Source organism: Burkholderia sp. AU39826, from assembly GCF_020419965.1.
GTDB lineage: Bacteria > Pseudomonadota > Gammaproteobacteria > Burkholderiales > Burkholderiaceae > Burkholderia > Burkholderia semiarida.
In genome coordinates this window covers 181805-199800 of record NZ_JAIZQG010000003.1, presented here as the reverse complement: position 1 = coordinate 199800, position 17996 = coordinate 181805, and the positions used below count along the sequence as shown (strand labels likewise).

The 17996-nt window shown below is 63.8% G+C and carries 17 protein-coding genes; 12 read left to right on the top strand and 5 right to left on the bottom strand.

All coding sequences use genetic code 11. The features are described 5' to 3' along the window. Positions 1-18: 18 nt before the first annotated feature. The 8 genes from nfsB to LGM42_RS09890 all read left to right on the top strand — a co-directional run bounded on the left by nfsB (position 19) and on the right by LGM42_RS09890 (position 9197). The gene (nfsB, locus tag LGM42_RS09925) at positions 19-672 is read left to right on the top strand and encodes an oxygen-insensitive NAD(P)H nitroreductase (RefSeq protein ID WP_226232119.1); all 654 of its coding nucleotides are present in this window, start codon (positions 19-21) and stop codon (positions 670-672) included. Between the two features lie 90 nt (positions 673-762). Next, positions 763-1686 carry a DMT family transporter gene (locus LGM42_RS09920; protein ID WP_226232118.1) on the top strand — a complete coding sequence of 308 codons (924 nt, stop codon included), beginning with the start codon at positions 763-765 and terminating at the stop codon, positions 1684-1686. 28 nt (positions 1687-1714) lie between these two features. Further along, positions 1715-2476 carry a glycine betaine ABC transporter substrate-binding protein gene (locus LGM42_RS09915; RefSeq protein WP_226232117.1) on the top strand — a complete coding sequence of 254 codons (762 nt, stop codon included), beginning with the start codon at positions 1715-1717 and terminating at the stop codon, positions 2474-2476. A 295-nt stretch (positions 2477-2771) separates the two neighbouring features. Then, complete coding sequence (locus LGM42_RS09910; RefSeq protein WP_226232116.1) at positions 2772-3572, top strand: SDR family NAD(P)-dependent oxidoreductase; 801 nt, start codon at positions 2772-2774, stop codon at positions 3570-3572. A 56-nt stretch (positions 3573-3628) separates the two neighbouring features. Further along, positions 3629-4390, top strand: coding sequence for an SDR family oxidoreductase (locus LGM42_RS09905; protein ID WP_050012423.1), 762 nt, complete (start codon positions 3629-3631; stop codon positions 4388-4390). Positions 4391-4493: 103 nt separating this feature from the next. Continuing rightward, the gene (locus LGM42_RS09900; protein ID WP_226232115.1) at positions 4494-5927 is read left to right on the top strand and encodes a catalase; all 1434 of its coding nucleotides are present in this window, start codon (positions 4494-4496) and stop codon (positions 5925-5927) included. 77 nt (positions 5928-6004) lie between these two features. Continuing rightward, complete coding sequence (locus LGM42_RS09895; RefSeq protein WP_226232114.1) at positions 6005-7369, top strand: FAD-dependent oxidoreductase; 1365 nt, start codon at positions 6005-6007, stop codon at positions 7367-7369. A gap of 499 nt (positions 7370-7868) precedes the next feature. Next, positions 7869-9197 carry an MFS transporter gene (locus LGM42_RS09890; RefSeq protein WP_060317625.1) on the top strand — a complete coding sequence of 443 codons (1329 nt, stop codon included), beginning with the start codon at positions 7869-7871 and terminating at the stop codon, positions 9195-9197. A 120-nt stretch (positions 9198-9317) separates the two neighbouring features. On the opposite strand, the gene LGM42_RS09885 is transcribed toward LGM42_RS09890, so the two are convergent. The 4 genes from LGM42_RS09885 to LGM42_RS09870 form a co-directional block, all read right to left on the bottom strand. Then, positions 9318-9962 (bottom strand): response regulator transcription factor, encoded by a 645-nt coding sequence (locus LGM42_RS09885; RefSeq protein WP_059644999.1) that lies wholly within the window; start codon positions 9960-9962, stop codon positions 9318-9320. Further along, entirely contained in the window at positions 9959-11857 is a 1899-nt protein-coding gene (locus LGM42_RS09880) for a PAS domain-containing sensor histidine kinase (RefSeq protein ID WP_226232113.1), read from the bottom strand. The genes LGM42_RS09885 and LGM42_RS09880 overlap by 4 nt, the downstream gene beginning before the upstream one ends. 30 nt (positions 11858-11887) lie before the next feature. Next, entirely contained in the window at positions 11888-12268 is a 381-nt protein-coding gene (locus LGM42_RS09875; RefSeq protein ID WP_059581410.1) for a response regulator transcription factor, read from the bottom strand. Positions 12269-12428: 160 nt separating this feature from the next. After that, entirely contained in the window at positions 12429-13463 is a 1035-nt protein-coding gene (locus LGM42_RS09870; protein WP_226232112.1) for a LysR family transcriptional regulator, read from the bottom strand. A 753-nt stretch (positions 13464-14216) separates the two neighbouring features. On the opposite strand from LGM42_RS09870, the gene LGM42_RS09865 reads away from it, so the two are divergent. The 3 genes from LGM42_RS09865 to LGM42_RS09855 all read left to right on the top strand — a co-directional run bounded on the left by LGM42_RS09865 (position 14217) and on the right by LGM42_RS09855 (position 16165). Continuing rightward, the gene (locus LGM42_RS09865) at positions 14217-14927 is read left to right on the top strand and encodes a PadR family transcriptional regulator (RefSeq protein ID WP_226232111.1); all 711 of its coding nucleotides are present in this window, start codon (positions 14217-14219) and stop codon (positions 14925-14927) included. A gap of 38 nt (positions 14928-14965) precedes the next feature. Beyond that, positions 14966-15787, top strand: coding sequence for a siderophore-interacting protein (locus LGM42_RS09860; protein ID WP_226232110.1), 822 nt, complete (start codon positions 14966-14968; stop codon positions 15785-15787). 153 nt (positions 15788-15940) lie between these two features. Continuing rightward, complete coding sequence (locus LGM42_RS09855) at positions 15941-16165, top strand: hypothetical protein (RefSeq protein WP_226232228.1); 225 nt, start codon at positions 15941-15943, stop codon at positions 16163-16165. A 73-nt stretch (positions 16166-16238) separates the two neighbouring features. On the opposite strand, the gene LGM42_RS09850 is transcribed toward LGM42_RS09855, so the two are convergent. Continuing rightward, positions 16239-16820, bottom strand: a complete 582-nt coding sequence (locus LGM42_RS09850) for an undecaprenyl-diphosphatase (protein ID WP_226232109.1) — start codon at positions 16818-16820, stop codon at positions 16239-16241. Positions 16821-17255: 435 nt separating this feature from the next. Between LGM42_RS09850 and LGM42_RS09845 the strand changes: the two genes are divergently transcribed. Beyond that, on the top strand, positions 17256-17996 hold the full coding sequence (locus tag LGM42_RS09845; RefSeq protein ID WP_060317644.1) for an acetoacetate decarboxylase: 741 nt from the start codon (positions 17256-17258) through the stop codon (positions 17994-17996).

Here is a 17996-nt window from a genome sequence, read left to right as displayed (position 1 = left end):
ACAACCGGAGTTCCGCACATGAATCTCGCCGACGCCATTCATGCCCGCCATACCGTCAAAGCCTTCGAGGGCGGCAAGTCGCTTCCCGCCGCGCAGGTCGAAACATTGCTGTCGCTGCTTCACCAGTCGCCGTCCTCGGTGAATTCCCAACCGTGGCATTTCGTGGTGGCCGCGACACCGGAAGGCCGCGCGCGCATCGCGGCCGCCACAACGGGCGCCTACGCGTACAACGAGGCCAAGGTCGTCAATGCATCGCACGTCATCGCGATGTGCATGCGGACCGACATGGACGACGAACACCTTCACGCCATTCTGGAGCGCGAATCGGTGGATGGCCGATTCAAGACCGCCGAAATGCGCGCCGCGCAGAACAAGAGCCGCCGCTCGTACGTCGACATGCACAAATACGAGCTGCGCGATACGCCGCAATGGATGGAAAAGCAGGTCTATCTGGCGCTGGGCGGCCTGCTGCTCGGCGCGGCGGTCCTCGGCGTCGATGCAACGCCGATGGAAGGGTTCGACAGCCGCGCGCTCGATGCAAGCCTCGGCCTGCGCGAACAGGGCCTGACGAGCGTCGTCATCGTGTCCCTGGGTTTCCGCAGCGGCGACGACTTCAACGCGGATCTGCCCAAATCGCGGCTGCCGCGCGAACGGATATTCACATTCATCTGATCACCCGAAGCAGGCTTGCCGCCCGCGCGGCAAGCGTTCCGAGCTACCGTTTCGCGCACGCTCGGCTGCACGACTTCGAGGAGCGTCATCATGTCCGAATTGATTCGGATGGACACGCACGGCCGCACTGCGACCGTGCCCTCGTCCAGATATGGCGGTGCGCTGTTATTGGGCGCGGCGATTTTGTTGTGGGGCGCGAACTGGCCGGCGATGAAGCTCGGCCTCGCGCACGTCACACCGCTGTGGCTGTCGGCAGCAAGGTTCGCATCCGGGGCGCTGTGCCTGTTCGTCGTGCAAGCGGCGACCGGGACGCTGCGCTTGCCGAAGCGCGCCGACCTGCCGTTTCTCGTCAGCGTCGGCTTGCTTCAGATGTTGGCGTTCACCGCGATGAGCGCCGTCGCGCTGCACCACGTGAGCGCCGGCCGTTCCGCCGTGCTCGCCTATACGACGCCGATCTGGGTGACGCCCGTGTCGGTGCTGGTATTTCGCGAGCACCTGTCCGCGCGTAAAGCATTCGGCACGGCACTTGGCGTGGCCGGGGTGCTGCTGCTTTTCAATCCGCTCGATGTCGACTGGCACGATCGTCAGGCCGTTGTCGCACACGTCATGCTGCTCGGCGCGTCGCTGTGCTGGGCGGTCTGCATTCTTCATCTCCGGCATTTCCGCAGCGCGTCGAGCGCCTACGTGCTCGCGCCCTGGCAAATGCTCGTTGCCGCCGTACCGCTCGCCGTGCTTGCCAGAGTGCTCGAGGGGCCCTACACGGGCGACGGCAGCCTCAGCCTGACGTCGGCGCTGATCTACATCGGTCCGATTGCGACGGCATTTTGCTTTTGCGCGGTGAATGCCGCCAACACGCGCATGTCGAGCACGAGCATGGCGACGGCGATGTTAGGCGTTCCCGTCGTCGGCCTCATGACGTCGGTCCTCTTTCTTCACGAGCATCTCACGATGGGGCTTGCGGCAAGCGTCGTTCTCATCGTGGCCGGCATCGCGCTCTCTATCGCATCACGCTGACCTTGATCGTCTGAACCAGGAGAATGCCATGGTCGATCTCGACCCGACTCAACCCAGACTCACGCTCGTTACCATCGACCTGTCGTTCCATCGCGCGGCCTCCGGCGTCGTGCGGCGGATATTGAACGAGCATGGCGTAACGGTCGACGAAATATTCGCACCACACGAAGAAGCCTTCCGGATTCTGCGGGAAGGGCGAGCCGACATGCTGAGCAGCGCGTGGCTCCCGAGCAGTCATAGTCTCTACCTCGCTCCGTTCGAGCAGGACGTGCACAAGATCACCGTCCTTTACCAGCCATATGCATTGTGGGGCGTACCCGACTATGTGCCCGATAGCGCGGTGAGCTCCATCTCCGATCTGAAACGGCCGGATGTGGCGTCACGGATGGTGAAGCGGATCCAGGGCATCAATCCCGGCGCGGGCATCAGCAGATTTTCCCGCGAAATCGTCGCGCAGTACGGCCTGGCGGACGCAGGGTATCACTTCGAAAACGGCACGCTCGACGATTGCGTACGCGCCTTCGAGGAGGCCGTCGCCGCGCGCCGGTGGGTGGTGGTTCCGCTTTGGACTCCACAGTACCTTCACGAGCAATACACCATCCGCGAACTCAAGGACCCGAAGGGTCTGCTCGGCGGCACGGACGACGCCACGTTGATCGTCAGAAATGCGTCGCTTGACGCGATCCCGTTGGCCGCATTGTCCGAACTACGCACTCTCAGCCTCGGCAATCGGGAAACGAGCCGTCTGGACCATGTCCTCTCACGCACCGGCTCGCCGCGAACGACCTGAGGCGCCACGGGCGAGCACCGTCGGTGACGAACGCGTAGACGACGCGTATCGACCGAAACCGCCGCGAACGTCGACGGCCGTTATGCAGTTCGCGCGAACGAATATTCGGAGTAAGTGAAATGACTTTATGGGCGGAGCGCGTTGATCGACACGTCGCCTCGCCAATAAACTGCATCGCACTACATCGCAATCGCCGAGAAACAGAAGGCTGAAACGAGCCGGCCGAGATGACGCAACCGGCTCGGCGTTTCCCGGCAGATGTCATTCACTTCGTAACCATCGACGGAACAACATCATGACGCAAGCACACAAAGGTACCGCACTGATCACGGGCGCATCGTCGGGTATCGGTGCGGTCTATGCCGAACGACTCGCACGCCGCGGGTTCGATCTGATTCTCGTTGCACGCAACAAGGATCGGCTCGACGCATTTGCGAAGCGCATGACCGACGACACGCAGCGCAGTGTCGAAGTGATCGCCGCGGATCTCGGCGATTCGCGCGCGCTGGCCGCCATCGAAGCGAAGCTGCGCACGGACGCGAGCATCACGCTGCTCGTGAACAATGCCGGTGTCGGCACGCATAAGCCGCTGCTCGAAAGCGACGTCGACGCAATGACGCGCATGATCGATCTCAACGTCACGGCGCTGACGCGCCTCACCTATGCAGCAGCACCCGGCTTCGTCGCTCGCGGCCACGGCGCGATCATCAACATCTCGTCCATCGTTGCGATCGGGCCCGAGCTGCTGAACGGCGTGTATGGCGGAAGCAAGGCATTCACGCTCGCGTTCACGCAGTCCCTTCATCACGAACTGGCAGACAAGGGCGTGCAGGTTCAGGCCGTTCTCCCGGGCGCGACGGCGACGGAATTCTGGGAGATCGGCGGGCTCCCGCTGGACAACCTCCCGAAGGAGATCGTCATGTCGGCTTCCGACATGGTCGACGCAGCGCTGACCGGCTTCGACCGTCAGGAACTCGTCACGATTCCATCCCTGCACGCAGGAGACGAATGGGCCGCATACGACGCCGCCCGCCGCGTGATGATTCCCCATCTCTCGAGCAATACCCCCGCGGCGCGTTACGCCGTCGCGCAATAAACGCAGCAAACCTTTTTCGCAACCGCTCCAGTCGTCCATTCAAAGGAACTCCGATCATGAAACTCACCGGAAACACTGTCTTCATCACCGGCGGCACGTCGGGTATCGGCCGCGCTTTCGCAGAAAACCTTCACAAGCGTGGCAACAAGGTCATTGTCGCGGGGCGTCGCAAGGCGTTGCTGGACGAGATCGCTCGGGCCAATCCGGGTATCGACACCGTGGAGCTGGACGTCGGCGATCCCACGCAGATCGAGCGTGTCGCGCGACAGCTGATCGCGGACTATCCGACGCTGAACGTCGTGATCAACAACGCGGGCATCATGCCGTTCGATGACGCCGGCGGTGCGCTGGACGACGCGCAAGCCGTCCGGCTCGTGAACACGAACCTGCTCGGGCCGGTGCGTGTCAGCGCCGCGCTCGTCGAACATCTGAAGGCGCAACCCGAGTCGTTCATCATCAACAACAGCTCCGTACTGGCATTCGTCCCGCTTGCCGCCACGGCGCTCTACTCCGCGACGAAAGCGGCCATTCACTCGTACACGATGTCGCAACGCTTTGCGTTGCGCAATACGAGTGTCCGCGTGCTGGAAATCGCCCCGCCGTGGGTCGACACGGATCTGATCCACAAGAGCGGTGATCCGCGAGCAATGCCGCTGGACGCCTTCATCGCCGAGACGATCCAGCGTCTCGAAACCGCGACGACGGAAGTCGTGGTCGAGATGGCGCAGCCGCTGCGTAACAACGTCGGCCCCGACGAGTATGCGTTCGTCGATCAGTTCAATCAGGCGCTCGTCGAGAACCCCATTCCGGTAGCCTGAGCCGCCGCGAAGAAGGACTCCGGAAGGCGGCCCTGCGACGCCGCCTTCCGCCCCCCGCAATTCGATCACTCACCGAACGACAAACGACTTGAGGCTGACAACAATGTCCGACAAGAGCCTGACGACCGCCGCCGGCGCCCCCGTATCCGACAACCAGAACTCGATGACAGCCGGCGCGCGTGGCCCGGTCGTATTGCAGGACATGTGGCTCGTTGAAAAGCTGGCCCATTTCGACCGCGAGGTAATTCCCGAGCGTCGCGTACATGCGAAGGGATCGGGCGCCTTCGGAACGCTGAAGGTCACGCACGACATCTCGCGCTACACGAAAGCCAAGGTCTTCGACCAGGTTGGCAAGGAAACGCCGATTTTCATGCGATTCTCGACGGTCGCGGGCGAGCGCGGCGCCGCCGACGCGGAGCGCGACGTGCGCGGTTTCTCGATCAAGTTCTACACGGAGGAAGGGAACTGGGACATCGTCGGCAACAACACGCCCGTGTTCTTCGTGCGGGATCCGCTCAAGTTTCCGGATTTCATCCACACGCAAAAGCGCGATCCGCGGACGAACATGCGCAACAACGTCGCGGTGTGGGATTTCTGGTCGCGCCATCCCGAGTCGCTGCATCAGGTCACGATCCTGATGAGCGATCGCGGCATCCCGAAGAACTACCGGCAAATGCACGGCTTCGGCTCGCACACGTTCTCGTTCGTCAACGCGGCGAACGAACGCTTCTACGTGAAGTTCCATTTCAAGTCCGCACAAGGCATCGAAAACTATACGGATGCGGAAGCCGCTCGCGTGGTCGGTCAGGATCGCGAGTCCGCGCAGCGCGATCTCTACGAGGCGATCGAACACGGTAACTTCCCGAGATGGCATTTCCGCATCCAGGTGATGCCGGAAGCGGACGCATCGAAGGTGCCGTACAACCCGTTCGACATCACCAAAGTCTGGCCGCACAACGATTACCCGCTGATCGACGTCGGGACGATCGAGCTGAACCGGAACCCCAAGAATTATTTCGCGGACGTCGAGCAGGCCGCGTTCACGCCGGCGAACGTCGTACCCGGAATCGGGTTTTCGCCGGACCGCTTGCTTCAGGGGCGCCTGTTTTCGTACGGCGACGCGCAGCGCTACCGGCTCGGCATCAATCATCACCAGATCCCCGTCAATGCGCCGCGCTGCCCGTTTCACTCGTTCCATCGCGATGGCGCGATGCGTGTCGACGGCAACCTCGGCAGCACCGTGAACTACGAACCCAGCCGTCACGGCGACTTCGCCGCGAATCCAGCAGCGGCCGAACCGCCGGTGCAGGCAGGCACGGTCGACCGTTACGACCATCGTGACGATGACGACTATTACAGCCAGCCCCGCGCGCTGTTCCGTCTGTTCAGCGCCGACCAGAAGGAGAGACTGTTCGCCAACATCGGGCGGGCGATCAGCGGCGTCCCGCAGGACGTGGTCGACAGAGTGCTCGCCCATCTCGAGCGCATCGATCCGGCGTATGCCGCCGGTGTCCGTACTGCGATCTGGGCCGAGTAAGGCCGGCGTGCGCGCGCCGAGCGGACGTCGCGCGTCGATCTCGCGGATTCGTCTGTCTTTAATCAAGGAGTAACGTTATGGAAAGCGCGAAGCAATACGAATACCTGTTCCTCGGCGGCGGCAAGGGCGGAAAATCCCTGGCGATGGACCTCGCCCGAAGCGGCAAGCGCGTCGCCGTCATCGAACGCGGCATGATCGGCGGTTCATGCATCAACGTCGCGTGCATCCCCAGCAAGACGTTGATTCAGAACGCGCGCAACATGCATGCGTGGCGAGCGGCGTCTGCCGACGCGCACCATCTTGCAGACATGGCGCGCGTGCATGCGAACGTCCGCGCAGTCGTCGACGGCATGGTGGATATCAACCGCCGCGCTTTCGAACAGTCGGGCCTCGATCTCGTGATCGGTTCCGGTCGGTTCGTCGCGCCGCGACGCATCCTCGTTCGGGCCGGCGACGGCTCCGAACAGCTGTTCGAAGGCGAGAACGTCTATATCAACACCGGCACCGTGGCGGCGGTTCCGGACGTGCCCGGCCTGCGTGACTCGAGCCCGCTCACACACGTTGAAGCGCTGAACCTCGACGTGCTGCCGAAAAAGCTCATCGTGATCGGCGGCGGCTACATCGGCCTGGAGATGGCCCAGGCGTTTCGGCGCCTCGGCAGCGAGGTCGCACTCATTCACGACGCACCGCGGGTCGCCATTCGCGAGGACGAGGACGTCAGCGTCGAAATCCAGCGCGCGCTCGAGGACGACGGCATCTCGCTGCATCTGTCTGCCCGGATTGCCGGCGTAACCGGGCGCTCGGGTACAGGCGTCACGGTCAAGCTCGACGACGGCACATCGATCGACGGCAGTCATCTGCTCGTCGCGGCAGGCCGGCGGCCGGTCGCCGACGGCATCGGCCTGGATCTGGCAGGCGTCGATCGCGACGAGCGGGGCTTCATCAAGGTCGACGACGCGCTCGCGACCACCGCGGAACGAACGTGGGCGATCGGCGAGGTCGCCGGCACGCCGATGTTCACGCACGCGTCGTTCGACGACTATCGCGTACTGAAGGCCGGTATCGAAGGGCGGGCAGGCAGCACGGCAGCGCGCATCATTCCGTACGCGTTGTTCACCGATCCGGAACTGGGGCGCATCGGCCTGAACGAAGCGGACGCCAAGGCGCGCAACACGCCCGTCATCGTCGCGAAATTGCCGATGGCGGCCGTGCCGAGAGCCCGCACCAACGGAACGACGCGAGGCTTCATGAAGGCACTCGTGGCGCCCGAAACCGGACAGATCCTGGGGTTCACGATGGTCGGCTCGGGGGCGGGCGAAGTGATGTCGGTCGTGCAAATGGCAATGATCGGAAACCTGCCGTACACGTCCGTGCGCGACGCCATCATCGCCCATCCGCTTCTCGCCGAAGGCCTCAATCTGCTCTTCGCCACCATCAAATAAGCGAGTGCTTTTGCCATTTGCCTGGCTTGCCCCACCGAACGCGGGGCCAGCCCGATGCTCGTGCCGCCACGACGCGCTTTGCGTCGCGGCGGCTTTCGCGCTTCCAATTCAGTCGTCGCCGCCACGATAAAAATGCTGACAGCCGCTCTCCTGCGATCGACACTATCCGGTAAAATCTCCGGACGAGTTCGAATCGCGCAACGCCAGCCCGTCATGTGCCGCACGGGCAGTTCCGCGATCGCGGGCCCTGAGAAAAATATGCCTTCGTCAACACCGGCGTCCCGGTCCGGACGCCTCGAGTGAACGATGGGCAAAGTCGCCGTTCTTCCACCTCATCCAGCATTGCCTGCGCCTCGTTACCGACGCGAACGAAGTGCGGGCACGGCCGTGCGTCGTGGAGTGGATACATGAATTGCTGCTGGCATCCGATATCGACGATCACTGGCGTCGATGTCGACACATTTGTGCGGCCTTGCTCGCCGAGCAACGGGGGAACCTCTTGGATCTGAACGCGACGCGCGCATCCGGTCATCCGGTCGATAGCAACGACCCGAACGACGAAGCGCGGGAAAATCGTATTTCGCGGCATCTCGCGCTGCGAATCCTGCCCATTTTCATGTTTGCGTATGTTGCCGCATACGTCGACCGCATCAACGTCAGCTTCGCGAAACTCCAGATGGGGGTCGACCTGGGTTTCACCGATGCGGTGTTCGGATTCGGTGCGGGTACTTTCGCGCTGGGCTACGTGGTGTTCGAAGTTCCGAGCAACATGATCCTGCAGCGGGTGGGCGCCAAGCGATGGCTCACGCGAATCATCCTGTCGTGGGCGATCGTTTCGGCATTGACCACCTTCATCGCGACGCCCAAGCAGTTCTATGTCATGCGCTATCTGCTCGGGGTGGCGGAGGCCGGGCTCGTGCCCGGTATCGTTTATTACATCTCCCAGTCGTTCCCGCGATACCACCGCGCGCGGGTGCTGTCCACCTTCTACGCGGCGCTGCCGCTGTCCGGTCTGATCGGCTCGCCGCTGAGCGGCTTCATCATGGAGTACTTCGACGGAATCGGCGGGCTTTCCGGCTGGAAATGGATGTTGATGGTCGAGGCGCTGCCGGCGTTCGTCGCCGCGCTTCTCTGCTGGAAGTATCTCGAGGACGATGTCACCCAAAGCCGCCACGAGACGGAGGCCGACCGAGCCTACCTCACCCGAACGCTTGCCGAAGATCGTGCTCTCGCCGCTTCGGCGAACAACAACGCGATGTTCGGCAGCTGGATCTTTTGGGTATTCGGGCTGATCTATTTCCTCGACGTCGTCGGCATTTACGGCTACACGCTATGGGCGCCCACGATGATCAAGTCGCTCGGCGTGGGCAGGGATCTCTTCATCGGATTGATTGCGGCGCTGCCCAACGCGTTCGCGATGATCGTGATGATCACGGCCGGACAAAGCGCGGATCGCCGCCGAGAGCGGCGCATCCACACCGCCGCCCTATTCTTGCTGGCGGCGTTGGGGCTGACACTCGCCCTCGTCTGGCACGGCAATCTGTGGCTTACCGTGATGGCACTGTGCATCGCGAATGCGGGATTGCTTTCTCTTCCCCCGGTGTTTTGGGGAATGCCCACGGCGGTTCTCGGCCCCGGCAACGCCGCCAGCGGCATCGCATGGATCAGCGCGATCGGCAACATCGGCGGCTTTTTCGGCCCCTATGTGGTCGGCGTTCTCAAACAGTCGTCCGGGAGCTTCGCGCTTCCCGTCTCGTGCATGATCGCGTGCCTGTTGCTGGGCTTCTGCCTGACGCTGTCGTTGCCGAAACACATCGTCAACAGATAGCCCCCGGGCCGCGATTCCGGTTCGCTCCGGATCGACAGGGCGATGCGGCCGGATCGCCCCACCGGCGTGTTCCGTTGCGCTGACGCGGCGCGGCGCCGACGCGCGTCGAGATCGGTACTGCTACTCCGCGGCAGGATCCAGCCCCAGCGATTGCGCGCCCAGCACGAACTCGGGCAGGGTTCGCGCGCCCATCTTCCGCATTGCGTGGCCGCGATGGATCTTCACGGTGATTTCGCTCAATCCGAGTTCTGCGGCAATCTGCTTGTTCAGGAGGCCGCTCACGACGTATTTCATCACCTCGCGCTCGCGCGGCGTCAGCGTCTGGTAGCGGCGGCGCACGTCGGCGACACGGCTCTCCGACTTCCGCCGCTTCTCATCCTTCAGCAACGCATTCTGGACGACATCGAGCATGTCCTGGTCGCGAAAGGGCTTGGACAGGAAATCCAGCGCCCCGTTCTTCATCGCCTTCACCGACATCTCGACATCGCCATGAGCCGTAATGAAGATGATCGGCAGCTGCACGTCGCCCGCGACGATCTGCTCCTGCAACGCCAGTCCGCTCTGTCCTTTGAGCCGGACGTCGAGAATCAGACAGCTCGGCACATCGGGTTTGTCGAAATCTAGAAACTCCTGCGCGGAGCCAAAGAGCTCGACACTCAAGCCAACCGAGCGAAACAGCCGGCCGAGCGCCTTGCGCATGGAATCGTCATCGTCGACAACGTACACGACGGAGTTTGTTGCGATGAGATCGGGACCGTGGCTCATGACTGCGTGATTCCTTCAAGCGGTAGAACGAACTGCATCGATGCCCCCTTGTTTTCTTGCGACTCGGCCCAGATGCGGCCGCCATGCCCCTCAACGATCGAACGGCAAATCGAGAGCCCCATGCCCATGCCCTCCTTCTTGGTGGTGAAGAACGGCGTAAACAACGAATTGACGTCTTCGCTGCGAATGCCGGGGCCGGAATCCTCCACGCGTACCTGCACGTTCGCGCCATCGACCAGCCCGGTCGACACGACCAGGGTCCGCTTGCGGTCCGCGACGTCGCTCATCGCCTGAACGGCATTCATCAGGAGGTTGATGATGACCTGCTGCAACTGGACACGATCTCCGCGGACCCAGAGCGACGGCTCGCAGCTTTGCGCGACCTCGACGCCGTGAATCTGAAGCTCGCGGCGCACGAGATCGATCGATTGTTCGACGATGGACGTCACGTCGACGAGCGCGTCGTCCCTGTCTCTGCGCTTGGCCATCGCACGGATCTGCCGGATGATATCCGTCGCCCGTCTCGCGTCGTCGGTCATCTGCTCGACGGAATCCCGCACCTCGACGAGATCCGGCACGTCGTGGTCCAGCCAGCGCAGCCCTGCCTCACCCGACGTGACTATCGCAGCCAGCGGTTGGGTGACTTCATGCGCGATCGAAGCCGCCAGCTCGCCGAGCATCGTTACCCGCGTGACATGCGCCAGCTCCGCGCGCGATCGCTCGAGCGCCTGCTCGGCTTGCCGGCGCGCCTCGATGTCCGTGTTGACGCCGTACCAGCGCAGGATCCGGCCGTCTCCGCCGCGCAAGGGCGCGGCACCGACGATCATGCAACGATACTCGCCGCTGCCGAGCTGCACGCGCGCCGTCACCTCGAACGGGCTTCCCGTGGAAATCGCCTGGCGCCACGCGGCGCGCAACGTCTCGATGTCGTCGGCATGAACGATATCGCGCCATACATCCGTGCCGTCACTGGTCCGCACACCGTAATCCGTCCAGCGCCGATTGAGGTACAGCAAGCGCCCGTCTTCGTCCGTGCTCCAGACCATCGCGGGAATCGCGTCGACGGTGGCCACGAGCTCTTCCTTCTGGCGGCGCAATTCGGCTTCCAGCGATTTCGCCTGAGTGACGTCGCTATCGGTGGAAAGAATGGCGACGGGCAAGCCCGACTTGTCTCGCGACACGATCCATCGGCTGGAAATCACGACGCGCTCGCCGTTCTTGCGAATGCGCGTGAGCTCTCCCTGCCAGTTGCCGTGCGTCACCGTCTTCTCGATCAGGTCGGCAATCGGCAGCGCGGCGCCGGTGCGCGTCAGCTCATGGAACGCTTTCCCGAACGCTTCTTGCGCGCTCCATCCGTATAGGCGCTCCGCGCCTTTGCTCCAGAATCGGATACGCCCGTCGAGCCCGTACACCACGATCGCGTCGTGGGTCAGATTGAGCAAGTCGACCTGGTTCTGCAGCGTCGCCCTGCTGCTCTGATTGCGCAACGCCAATGCCGAGACCGTCACGATCGCAATGACGCTCACGATACAGCGCGCGAGCGAACTGACGGCTATCTGGTCGCTCTGAGCCAGAAGAAATCCGAGGACCGTCAGGGATACGCAGGCCCAGGCCACGCCGACGGTGACCGTTTGGGACGCGACCGACGCGACCAGCAGCACCACGACGACATACAGGACCGCGACGGCGACGTCGACAGGCGCAAACGCGTCGACAAGGAATACCGCGAGGCCCAACGCGATCGCGACCGCGTACACCGCGGGCTGACTGTTTCGGAGCTGCGCCTGGAGATTGGGCCCGAGCTCGGACGCACGCGCCGCCGCGAGTTCGGCCGGAGCGATGATCGGATCCGCGTATGCGCCGTGGCCGTCACCCGCCTGGCGGTCGTTATTCATAGAGTCACTCGGTAAAGACGGATTTCCGGATCAGGTCCGATTGCTCTCCGAGCCGATCTCCTCCAGGCGCTGCTTGATCTGCGCCGGATCCACCGGTTTGCTGAATACGCAGATCGCGCCAAGCTTCATCGCTTGCTCGCGGGTGGTTTCGGATGGAAAAGCCGTGATGAAGATCACGGGCGGAGCCGGTCCGCGCTCGAGAAGCGCTTCATACATCTCCAGCCCTGTGATGCCTTTCATCTGGACGTCCGAAATGATACACGCGACGTCCATTATCAAGTCGGCGTCAAGGAACTCCTCGCCGGATTCGTAGACCCTGACCTCCCAGCCGAGCGAGCGAACGAGGCTTCGCGTGGCCCTGCGGATGGACCGGTCATCATCGACGATGGAAACAATACCTTGGTTCGGCATACGAGCGGTCCTTGACCTTCAATTCAGTAAAAATATCGAGAACGCGAGCATTTGAGGTCGGCGGCTCGACCGCATCCTATGCCGCCGGCAATCGGCGCGCAAACTATACTTCGGTATGAGTGCCGTCTCGGCCAACACCGTCGTGCGTTGCCCGCGTGTGTCATGCAGTTGCGGCAGTCGCTGCCAGTTGCTGCAGCCCCTTGGGCATGAACCGCGAGTCGTGTCGGCCACTGCCCGCCATCCAGTATGGCGCTGCGTCGCGCCCGCCGTCGATCGCGGGCGTGCCGTCGAAGCTGGCAGTCTCCAGATCGCGAAGCTGGGCTTGAATCCAGTCGATGAACGCCCGTATCGACATCGGCACCTGCCGGCGGTCCGGATAGAGGACAGAAATCGGTAGCGGCGGCGGACCATACTCGTCGAGCACGGTGACGAGCCGCCCTTTTGCGAGCTCTTCCGTCACCATACGCTCGCTGACCTGGGCAATACCGACACCCTCCACCGCATAACGAACCGCCGAACGGACGTCATTGACGGAAATGCGCTCCGCCAGCTTGAGCCGTGTCTCTGCTCCGTCCACGGTGTAGCGGAATTCCCGGGCTGGGCCGAAGCGCCTCGGGGTGTAATGGATGACATCGTGGCAATGAAGGCTATCCGGGTCGGCCGGCGTGCCCCGAACACGCAGATAGTCCGGACTGGCGACGGTCACCACGTGAAAATTCCCGACGCGCCGGCTACGCAGCGACGAATCCGCGAGTTGTCCGACGACGACGGCGCAGTCCACGCCGTTGGCGATCAGGCCGTCCGCATCCCCGCCGACGTCCACGCGCAAGCCCACCTCGGGGTAACTAGCGTGGAAAGCCGGCACGAGCGGCAAAACCGAATGCGCGACCTCCTGGTCGAGGTCCACCGCCAGCCGCCCACGCGCGATCTTCCCCGCCCCGCTGAGTTGCTGCTGCATATGCTCGATCTCGCCGAGAATGCGCTGGCAGTGCTCCTGATACTGCTCCCCCTCCGTGGTGAGGCGAACACAACGGGTGGACCGCTGAAGCAGCGTGACGCCGAGATGCTCCTCCAATCGACGGACCAGCGTGCTGGCCGACGCTGCACTGATACCGAGCATCTCAGCCGCTGCTGTGAAACTGCCCAGTCGGGCGACGTGACTAAACACTGACATCGCATGCAGAGTACGGTCCATGCTGTTCTCCGGAAATCGTTGCGGTAGAAGGATTAACCGGAAGTCTAGAGAACAGTCGGCCGCGGCAATATCACCTCGTGGGAGTTTGGACCTTATACGATGGTGTTAATAGTCGCACCGCGGGCGCAGCGCGATCGAATCGTCCGGCTCGCCGTATTGCACGGAATCGCCCGCGGCCACATGCACCGCAAAGCGTCGGCATCCATTCCCTCGTGGTACCACTCGAACTGCCGATCGATGTCGAAAGGGATATTTATCGGCCGATCGCCCGCCTACCCCGCCGGTACATAGCGTGACACCGGCCCGGACTCTCTGGACGACGGACTGGCGCAGCTACCATTACGCTCCGTTGAGCAATGTGCTGATCTGAAATAGCGCCGTTACCAGGCATGCACCTGCCCGCATTAGTACGCGATCCGAATTACTTGCGGCCATCGAACATTCATTGGCGGCACTTTGAAAACGCCAATCTCATGCCGCCTCCTCGATGAGGGTCCGGACAGCATCTCCGAGAAAAATCCATCACCGGATCCGGGTTCTCAAAGCTACGGCCACGATCTCCGTCTCGAGACGCTGGACACGTTTTCGGCAGAAGATTCTGCCAACTGCGGGCAAGGCGACCTTTTCTGCAAACGTCAACCACAAGCCCTCCACTCCCGCCCAACGCCACCATCCCGCCCCCAATAATCCCCTTGACGCCCTATCTTTCGATATATATCTTTAGATATGTTTTGCGACACATAGGACACGATCATGCGGCACAACCTCTTCCGCGGCCATGCCCGCTGCGACAGTCATGGTACGTATGCCCGCCCCGACGGGTTCGCCGGTCTCTGGTACGCGATCGGCCGCCACCGTCGCGGCGGCCCCGATGCTTTCGGCAGCGGTCCGTTCGGCGGCCGCGGCGGGCGCGGCTTCGGCGATTTCGGCGACGACGGCATGCCGCGCGGCCGCCAGTTCAGCTCCGACGATCTCCAACTGCTGCTGCTCGCGCTGCTCGCCGAGCAACCGAGCCACGGCTACGAGCTGATCAAGGCGCTCGACACGCGTTCGAACGGCTTCTACAGCCCAAGCCCCGGCATGGTGTATCCAGCGCTCACGTACCTCGAAGAAGTCGGCTTCGTCGCGTCGCAGGCGGAAGGCAACCGCAAGCGCTATGCGCTGACCGACGCGGGCCGCGCGCACCTCGATACCCAGCGTGAACGCGTCGATACGCTGTTCGCGCGTCTCACGCACCTTGCCCGCAAGATGGAATTCATGCGCCGCGCGTTCGCCGGGGAATCGGCGGGCAACGAAGCGCAGGAGGAATCGCAAGCCGGCTGGCTGCCGGAATTCGTCGAGGCGCGTCTCGCGCTCAAGCGCGCGCTGCTGCACAAGAGCGCCGCCGATACCGACGAACAGCGCCGCATCGCCGCCATCCTGCGCCGCGCGACGGCCGAAATCGAAGGCGGCGCCGGCGCGTGAGCCGCGCCGCCCCGTCACCACCCAAGGAGAACGGATTGATGCAGAACACGTCCGAACGCACCGTCACCCGCGTGCGCCACACCCTCAAGTTCCGCCTGCTGCAGGTGCTGCGCGTGCATGCCGTGACGCCGCACCTGCTGCGTGTCACGCTCGGCGGCCCCGATCTCGCGGACTTCGAATCCGCGTCGTTCGACGATCACGTGAAGGTATTTTTCCCGCCGCCCGGCGCGGAGCGGCCCGCGCTGCCGACGCTCGGCGCGAACGGCCCCGAGTTTCCGGAAGGCGAACCGAAGCCGGTCGCGCGCGACTTCACGCCGCGCCGCTTCGACCGCGCCGCCTGCGAGCTCGATCTGGAATTCGTGCTGAACCATCCGGGCCCGGCATCGCAGTGGGCCGCGCAGGCACGCGTCGGCCAATGGCTCGGCATCGGCGGCCCGCGCGGGTCATTCGTGGTCCCGACCGATTTCGACTGGCATCTGCTGATCGGCGACGATACGGCGCTGCCGGCCATCGCGCGGCGTCTCGAGGAATTGCCGGCCGGTGCGCGCGCGGCGGTCGTGCTGGAAGTGGCCGATCGCACCGCGCAGATCTCGTTCGATACGCGTGCCGACGTGCACGAAATCTGGCGCTTCCGCGCCGAAGCCGACGCGGCGCACGGCGACGTACTGCTGAATGCCGTGCGCGACCTGCCGCTGCCGTCGTCCGGCGACGGCTACGTATGGGCGGCCGGCGAAGCGCTGTCGATACGCGCGGTGCGCCAGCACCTGACCGGCGAACGCGGCGTCGACAAGTCGCGCATCCGCGCGGCGGCCTACTGGAAGCGCGGCGCGGCAGCCGTGCACGAAACGCTGGAAGACTGACCGGGGATGGGCGCCCGGTTGCCGGGCGGCTGAAACAATCGTGGCGCCGGCGCAGCGGCGGGCTTGGCACCGGCATCGCGGCTGGTATATATCTATGACTGCGACGCCGCTGTCGGGCGACAGCCGCCGCAGCCCGCCCAGGAGCGCCCGGTCATGACAAAAGAAAGCCACGCTTCGCCTTTCCTTCGCCACCTGAAGATCGCCGGTTATTGCGGCCTCGCCGCGGTAGTCGTCGCGCTGTTCGTCGCGATGTGCGCGATCCTGACGGAAAGCGCCCTCGACCGCGATGCCGCGCGGCATCCGGCCGATACGCCCGAACTGCACGATGCGGGCGGCGGCCCGTCCGCCTCGGCCGAATCGGCCCGCACACCCGGCTAGGGCCTGCTCACGCTAATAACGGGCTTGCGCTGGCCCTAATCCGGCTGACCGCGTCGTCCCGGCTTCCTTCCGCTTACGGCGCCTGCCGGCGCCCCATCACGACCGCATGCACGGCATCGCCGAGCCGTTCGAGCAGCGCGGTCACGCGTTGCCCGTACAGGTGCGCGGCCAGTGCGCCGACCGTGCCGACCAGCACGCCGCCCGCCATGTCGAACGGCCAGTGCACGCCCGCATAGATGCGCCCCCATGCGATCGCCACGGCCATCGCGGCCATCACGAAGCCGGTCACCCGCGTCGTACCGCCGAGCAGCAGGCCAACCGCCATGCTCCACGCGAACGTCATGTGATCGCTCGGGAACGAGCTGTCCGGCGCGTGCGGAATCAGCTGCGTGCCGACGCCCGCCATGAACGGGCGCGGCGAGAACCAGACATGCCCGAGTACCTGCGCGAGCGCAAGCGCCACGCAAACGCCGACCCCTGCCTCGATCGCCTGACGCCGCGCGGGGCGCGCGCCGAAGATCCAGGTCAGCAGCAGCATCGCGGGCAGCGCATAAACGAGCCAGTCGGCGGCGAAGATCGCGAGGCGGGCAATGCCCGGGTGCGGTGCACTCCCGGCGTTGATGGCGGAAAAGAGGGCGAGATTGACGTTCTGCATGAATCGGGTTGCGTGGGGCGTAAAAAGATCGGCCGGTTGCCCGGTCGGATACGAACGATGCCAGGGCGTGGCCGCTCGAGCGGTACCTGATGCGGCCGCCGCCCGGACAAGGCCCGCGCGGCGAACGCACTTAGAGCCTGCACTGCAACACAAGTTCACACAATTGTCATATTCTGGCGCCACCGTCTCCCGTAAAAGCTCACCGCGATTCCCGTAAAGGCTCACCTTTTCACGTCACGGCGTCATCGGCGCGTGCGACCATCGCCCCGGCCGGCGTGCCGCCCCGGCCGTTTGCATCGTTCATCTCAATATTGACGCCGCAAATTATTCGAAATCGGCAACAATTAATTCCAGATGCGGCATCGCACAACGGCAACGCACAGGCATACGATTACGACCACTCATCCACGAAGCGATCAACAACAAGGAGTCCGCATGAAACCCAGCGATGTCCGATCGAAAGCGTTTGCGATGCCGTTGACCAGCCCTGCGTTCCCGATGGGCCCGTACCGTTTCGTCGATCGTGAGTTTCTGATCATCACGTACCGCACCGATCCGGACCGCCTTCGTGAAATCGTCCCCGAGCCGCTGCAGGTTACCGAGCCGCTCGTCCATTACGAATTCATCCGCATGGCCGATTCGACCGGCTTCGGCGATTACACCGAAAGCGGCCAGGTGATCCCCGTCGAATACGACGGCCAGCCGGGCGGCTATACGCTCGCGATGTATCTCGACGATCACCCGCCGATCGCCGGCGGCCGCGAGCTGTGGGGCTTCCCGAAGAAGCTCGCGTCGCCCACGCTGCACGTAAACACCGATCACCTCCTCGGCACACTCGATTACGGCAAGGTGCGCGTCGCGACCGGCACGATGGGCTACAAGCATAAGGAACTCGACATCGACGAGCAGGCAAAGCGGCTCGCCGGCCCCAATTTCCTGCTGAAGATCATTCCGCACGTCGACGGCACCGCGCGCGTCTGCGAACTGGTGCGCTATTACATGCAGGACATCAAGATGAAGGGCGCATGGACGGGTCCCGCATCGCTCGAGCTGGCGCCGCACGCGCTCGCGCCGGTGGCCGATCTGCCCGTGCTCGAGATCGTCGAGGCCCGCCACATCGTCGCGGATTTGACGCTGGGCCTCGGCGAAGTCGTCTACGATTACCTGGGCCAGTAA

What these genes read in the sequence shown, in the direction of transcription:
- LGM42_RS09880 (WP_226232113.1), bottom strand. Translation starts at nt 11,857, where the DNA reads ATGAATAACGACCGCCAGGCGGGTGACGGCCACGGCGCATACGCGGAT.
- LGM42_RS09870 (WP_226232112.1), bottom strand. Translation starts at nt 13,463, where the DNA reads ATGGACCGTACTCTGCATGCGATGTCAGTGTTTAGTCACGTCGCCCGA.
- LGM42_RS09915 (WP_226232117.1), top strand. Translation starts at nt 1,715, where the DNA reads ATGGTCGATCTCGACCCGACTCAACCCAGACTCACGCTCGTTACCATC.
- LGM42_RS09860 (WP_226232110.1), top strand. Translation starts at nt 14,966, where the DNA reads ATGCAGAACACGTCCGAACGCACCGTCACCCGCGTGCGCCACACCCTC.
- LGM42_RS09855 (WP_226232228.1), top strand. Translation starts at nt 15,941, where the DNA reads ATGACAAAAGAAAGCCACGCTTCGCCTTTCCTTCGCCACCTGAAGATC.
- LGM42_RS09875 (WP_059581410.1), bottom strand. Translation starts at nt 12,268, where the DNA reads ATGCCGAACCAAGGTATTGTTTCCATCGTCGATGATGACCGGTCCATC.
- nfsB (WP_226232119.1), top strand. Translation starts at nt 19, where the DNA reads ATGAATCTCGCCGACGCCATTCATGCCCGCCATACCGTCAAAGCCTTC.
- LGM42_RS09895 (WP_226232114.1), top strand. Translation starts at nt 6,005, where the DNA reads ATGGAAAGCGCGAAGCAATACGAATACCTGTTCCTCGGCGGCGGCAAG.
- LGM42_RS09845 (WP_060317644.1), top strand. Translation starts at nt 17,256, where the DNA reads ATGAAACCCAGCGATGTCCGATCGAAAGCGTTTGCGATGCCGTTGACC.
- LGM42_RS09920 (WP_226232118.1), top strand. Translation starts at nt 763, where the DNA reads ATGTCCGAATTGATTCGGATGGACACGCACGGCCGCACTGCGACCGTG.
- LGM42_RS09910 (WP_226232116.1), top strand. Translation starts at nt 2,772, where the DNA reads ATGACGCAAGCACACAAAGGTACCGCACTGATCACGGGCGCATCGTCG.
- LGM42_RS09900 (WP_226232115.1), top strand. Translation starts at nt 4,494, where the DNA reads ATGTCCGACAAGAGCCTGACGACCGCCGCCGGCGCCCCCGTATCCGAC.
- LGM42_RS09850 (WP_226232109.1), bottom strand. Translation starts at nt 16,820, where the DNA reads ATGCAGAACGTCAATCTCGCCCTCTTTTCCGCCATCAACGCCGGGAGT.
- LGM42_RS09885 (WP_059644999.1), bottom strand. Translation starts at nt 9,962, where the DNA reads ATGAGCCACGGTCCCGATCTCATCGCAACAAACTCCGTCGTGTACGTT.
- LGM42_RS09905 (WP_050012423.1), top strand. Translation starts at nt 3,629, where the DNA reads ATGAAACTCACCGGAAACACTGTCTTCATCACCGGCGGCACGTCGGGT.
- LGM42_RS09865 (WP_226232111.1), top strand. Translation starts at nt 14,217, where the DNA reads ATGCGGCACAACCTCTTCCGCGGCCATGCCCGCTGCGACAGTCATGGT.